The sequence below is a fragment of the Corynebacterium sp. AOP12-C2-36 genome (assembly GCF_052379185.1).
GTDB lineage: Bacteria > Actinomycetota > Actinomycetes > Mycobacteriales > Mycobacteriaceae > Corynebacterium.
In genome coordinates this window covers 1-4,125 of record NZ_JBQSYJ010000047.1, presented here as the reverse complement: position 1 = coordinate 4,125, position 4,125 = coordinate 1, and the positions used below count along the sequence as shown (strand labels likewise).

The 4,125-nt window shown below is 60.5% G+C and carries 6 protein-coding genes; 3 read left to right on the top strand and 3 right to left on the bottom strand.

Annotated features, from left to right (window positions below):
- Positions 1-201, top strand: a 201-nt coding sequence (locus tag ACT3UN_RS16315) for a hypothetical protein (protein WP_444657634.1), incomplete at its 5' end; no start/stop codon positions are given.
- Here the strand turns inward: ACT3UN_RS16315 and ACT3UN_RS16310 are convergent.
- Both ACT3UN_RS16310 and ACT3UN_RS16305 read right to left on the bottom strand, forming a co-directional pair.
- Positions 163-828, bottom strand: a complete 666-nt coding sequence (locus ACT3UN_RS16310; RefSeq protein WP_444657633.1) for an acyl-CoA dehydrogenase family protein — start codon at positions 826-828, stop codon at positions 163-165. The genes ACT3UN_RS16315 and ACT3UN_RS16310 overlap by 39 nt on opposite strands.
- Before the next feature lie 44 nt (positions 829-872).
- A complete protein-coding gene (locus ACT3UN_RS16305; RefSeq protein ID WP_444657632.1) occupies positions 873-1,202 on the bottom strand; it encodes an SCP2 sterol-binding domain-containing protein in 330 nt (109 codons plus the stop codon).
- Between the two features lie 154 nt (positions 1,203-1,356).
- On the opposite strand from ACT3UN_RS16305, the gene ACT3UN_RS16300 reads away from it, so the two are divergent.
- Positions 1,357-1,743 carry a winged helix-turn-helix transcriptional regulator gene (locus ACT3UN_RS16300; protein ID WP_444657631.1) on the top strand — a complete coding sequence of 129 codons (387 nt, stop codon included), beginning with the start codon at positions 1,357-1,359 and terminating at the stop codon, positions 1,741-1,743.
- Positions 1,744-1,812: 69 nt separating this feature from the next.
- Here ACT3UN_RS16300 and ACT3UN_RS16295 read toward each other — a convergent pair whose 3' ends face one another.
- A complete protein-coding gene (locus ACT3UN_RS16295) occupies positions 1,813-3,258 on the bottom strand; it encodes an MFS transporter (protein WP_444657630.1) in 1,446 nt (481 codons plus the stop codon).
- Positions 3,259-3,359: 101 nt separating this feature from the next.
- On the opposite strand from ACT3UN_RS16295, the gene ACT3UN_RS16290 reads away from it, so the two are divergent.
- On the top strand, positions 3,360-3,833 hold the full coding sequence (locus ACT3UN_RS16290) for a MarR family winged helix-turn-helix transcriptional regulator (RefSeq protein ID WP_444657629.1): 474 nt from the start codon (positions 3,360-3,362) through the stop codon (positions 3,831-3,833).
- Positions 3,834-4,125: the final 292 nt, after the last annotated feature.

Below are 4,125 nucleotides of genomic sequence, written 5' to 3'. Positions count from 1 at the left end.
GACACGACAGATACTGCCCTGTGTTGTGTTCAGATCCCAGCCGCCGCCTTCACCACCGATCACATTGTCTGCGGGCACCGCCACAACGTTGAAGATCAACTCACCGGCAGGCGCGGTACGATAGCCAAGCTTGTCGTGGGTGATTCCTCGTCCAACACCTTCTCACTCAAGGTCGACAACGAAGCAGGTGAGACCGGTTGATCCGGGCGCTCCGTCGAGGTTGGCCATCACTGTGGCGTAGCGAGCAACAGGAGCGTTGGTGATGTACTTCTTCTTGTCGGTCAGGCGGTAAACATCCCGGCTACGGACAGCAGTTGTCATGTCTTGAGCGTGCTCAGCGTCCTTAGCCAACACGAGATCTGTTCCATTGAGTTCTTCAGCGACCGCGTTGCACGCAGGCAGCAGAGTATCGTCCAGGAATGGTGTCAGGAATTCGGCATTGAGCTGCTCGTTCCCTGCGAGCATTAAAGGGGCCTGGAAGAGGTCGGTGGCGCCCAGGTTCAGTGCGAATCCTGGATCTGCCGCGGCGAAGGCCTCCAGTACGTAGCCAAGGGCCTCGGTGGTGAGTCCGAGACCGCCGATGGCTTCAGGAAGGCCCATACGGAACCCGCCGAGGTCGTGGTCCTGCTTCATGAGGTCCCACTCGACTGTTCCCAGAGGAGCGCGGTCCCGGCGGGCGGCGGTGGGTGCTACGACGTCACGAGCGAAGGCGCGCAGCTCACTGACGGCTTTGCGGTGACTCGGGGAGAGACCGGCAAGGTCAGTGAGGTCAGCGTGGCCAGTGATATCAGTGAGATCATTGTTGGTGGGGAGTACTGAGATAGTCATTGTGAGCGCAGAGTTCCTGTTCTGTGTTGTGGGAGTGCCAGGGGTCAGAGTGTGGTGATGGCGTGAGCAACGCCCAACGCTGCGAAGATGGGGCCGTCGGCGTGAAGCCGACGTTGCGTCACAGCCTGAACGACATCGAGATCGCCATCGGCAAGTGCAAGGACGTCTTCGCTGGAGATCTCGAGGGTGACTGTGGGCTCGGCCGTGTTCTGCTCGGGTTCGGAAGGCCCCGAGGCCGGGATGTGGGCGGTGTGGTCGCCGTGGTCGATGCGGATGATGATGTCGGTCCCGAGTGCGTTGATGGCCGTGGCGGCGGGGCCATCGCCTCGAAGGCCCTCCAGTCGGGAGGCTGCCGCAGCGGTAATGTCTGACATGTTTAGGTTCGCCTAATGTGTTTCCGAAATGTCTATGCCTCGTTATGTTTATAGTGTCGCGGAGGTCACATCAACACTTCTTGTGTCAGGGACTCTCCGTACTGTTCTGGACGACAGTTACTGGCTGTCGCCGTTCCATAAGCTAGGGAGAGATGTGGCCAGCAGAGACGAGAACACCGTGAAGAATCGTGAATGGAGTTCGGGAGACGAGTGGAGAGGCCTGCATGACCTGCTGACACTGATCTCGAAAAAGTGGGCGGTAGCAGTTCTGCTCACCCTGAGAACTCGACCACTGCGCTACGCCCAGCTGCAGCGCGCCATCGGATGCGGGAACGTCAAAACCATGACCGTGACACTGAAGTCGCTGGAGGAGGCGGGGCTGATCGAAAGAAAGGTCCTCGATGGCCGTCCACCTGGGGTGATGTATGAGATCAGTGCCCTGGGGCGATCGTTGATTGGATCGTTGGACCCGGTTCGCAAGTGGTCAGTCGACAATGACTTTGATGCCGACACTCTGGCAGGATATCCCCTGTCAAACTAGCCAAAGCCCCGCCACCTAACAGGTGGCGGGGCTTTCGCGATCGTGCATGCTAGGCTGTTCAAAGACGAGCTATGAGGGGCGCGGTGCTATTCGTGTGAGCACGATGGCGGTCACGAGCGCGAGCGCGGCGACACCGCCGAGAGCCCAGAAGCCCATATGCGTTCCTGCAGCTGAGGCCAGCTGTGCCGTCTCGCCCGATGCGAGGCTGGAGGCCATCACAGCAGCAGACACCGGGGCGACGATTGCCAGACCCACCCCGGCACCTGCTTCGTTGAACGTGTTGAGCAGCCCAGAGCCGACACCGGATTTCTCGGCGGGTATCGGTGCGGACCCGAAGGTGTACAGCGGCACGAACATCGTGGGCAACCCCAGCCCGAACACTGCCAGTGCGCAGATGACCACCACGGCGTTTCCTGTGTCATTAGCGGTGGTGGCGATGATGACTGCCAGGGCGATGAGCTGGGCGATGACACCACCGAGATAGATTTTGGCCATGCCGATCTTCTCAGCGACGCCGGGGATGGTGAATGCCGAGATCAACGACCCGCCGCATAGGGGCAGTAGGGCGAGACCTGTGGCCAGCGGAGACATGCCGTGTGCTTGCTGCAGGTAGTTGCTCGACAGGTACAGCGCTCCCAGCATCAGCGTGGCTGCCAGCACGAGACCAAAACCTGCCCAGGCATAGGTGGGGGTACGCAGGAGGGATACGGGAAGCAGCGGATCACTGGCCTTGCCTTCGAAGCGGAAGAGGCCGACCAGCACAACGATGCCGGCGAGCAGGAGTGCCCAGGGCAGTGCGGCACCGAGGCCTTCCTCGAATCGGCTCAGTCCGTAGCAGACCAGAGAGATACCCGCGGTGGCGACGATGGCGGTAGGAATCTTGAGGGTCTGGCGCTCCAGACTTCGCATGGCATCGAGTTTGACGAACGCGGCGATGGCTACAACAGCAACGATGGGTAGGTTAATCAGAAAAGCCCACTGCCAGGACAGGGCCTGAACGATTACCCCACCCAGGATCACCCCGATGGTCGCGCCGATCACGCCCAGGCCGCTCCAGGCGGTCAGAGCGATGTTGAGTTGGGACTGCACCGCGCCATAGGTGGCGACAATGATCGACAGAGCCGCAGCTGACAGCAGTGCGGCACCCACACCCTGTACAAGTCTGCCGGCGACCAGAATCGATCCGCTGGTGGCCAGGCCACAGGCAGCCGAGGAGATGCCGAAGACGACCAGGCCCAGGACAAAGGCACGCCGTCTCCCGATCGAGTCCGCGAGACGCCCTCCGAACAACAGCAGGGAACCATAGGTGAGGACATAACCACTGATGGTCCACTGTAACGCGATCGAGGAAGCGTTGAGATCATCACCGATCGAGGGCAGGGCGACGTTGACCACCGTGGAGTCGAGCATCACGAGCATCTGAGCGATGCCGGCGATCGCGAGGGCAGCCCAACTGACTTGCTTGGTTTCAGGGGGTGAGTGGACGGTCTGACGGTGGCTTGAGGTCTCGGTCACGAGAGCCTTCCTCCTCTTTCGAAGTATATTACATGGCATACACCTACGGATGATTGACTACATGCGTTGAAATATTCTTCAAGACTTGGAACGGTGATCGCATGGCTGACATGTCCAGCAGCGTGGTGGTAGATGGCGACAATGGTACCGAGGAGATGGCCCTAGGGGCGGATGCACCCGATGCACTCGCAGCATGGCTGTCCGTAGTTCGCCCCATCGAGGCCGCGCAGCAGCGTATCGAAACGTCACTCAATGAGAAGCACGCGCTCTGCCTGACCGCCTATGAAGTGATGGAGTGCCTCTCGGAGCAACGCGGATGGACCCCGATGTCGACAGTGTGCACGTCAGTCGGCCGTTCGCAGCCGCGTCTATCCCGCCTTGTCACGCAGATGGAGGACCGTGGACTTGTCGATCGAGCGAAGGTTGCCGGGGACAAACGTGCATTCCAGATCAACCTCACGAGGAAAGGTCGACGTACTTTCCAGGCGGCATCGGCGACCGTTGCCTCGAGCCTCACTCAAATCGCCGCGCAGCAGGACGTTGCCGGCGCCGCACTGCGTGAGCGCCTGTACTGACGACCTGTAGAGCGCCCCGGTGATGCGACGGCGCGCTGTGCAGTGGACATCTACGGTACGTTCTTGACGCTGGACGCTGTAAGAGACCCACCGGCGGCACTGAGAGTGCATATGGATGACGAAGTTCCGGGCTTTCCGCCGCCCTGGTGCTGGTAAGTTGCTGTTCACAGCAGATGCCACCCGTGTGGGTAGTGTCGACCCGTCGTTCAACAAGAAAGTGATGCGATCACTTCATGGCCTCCAGTCTTCCCAACCTCACCCCGGAACAGCGTGCCACTGCGTTGCAGAAGGC

Excerpts from the sequence above, each read along its gene's own strand:
- ACT3UN_RS16310 (WP_444657633.1), bottom strand. The coding sequence starts at position 828 with ATGACTATCTCAGTACTCCCCACCAACAATGATCTCACTGATATCACT.
- ACT3UN_RS16305 (WP_444657632.1), bottom strand. The coding sequence starts at position 1,202 with ATGTCAGACATTACCGCTGCGGCAGCCTCCCGACTGGAGGGCCTTCGA.
- ACT3UN_RS16290 (WP_444657629.1), top strand. The coding sequence starts at position 3,360 with ATGGCTGACATGTCCAGCAGCGTGGTGGTAGATGGCGACAATGGTACC.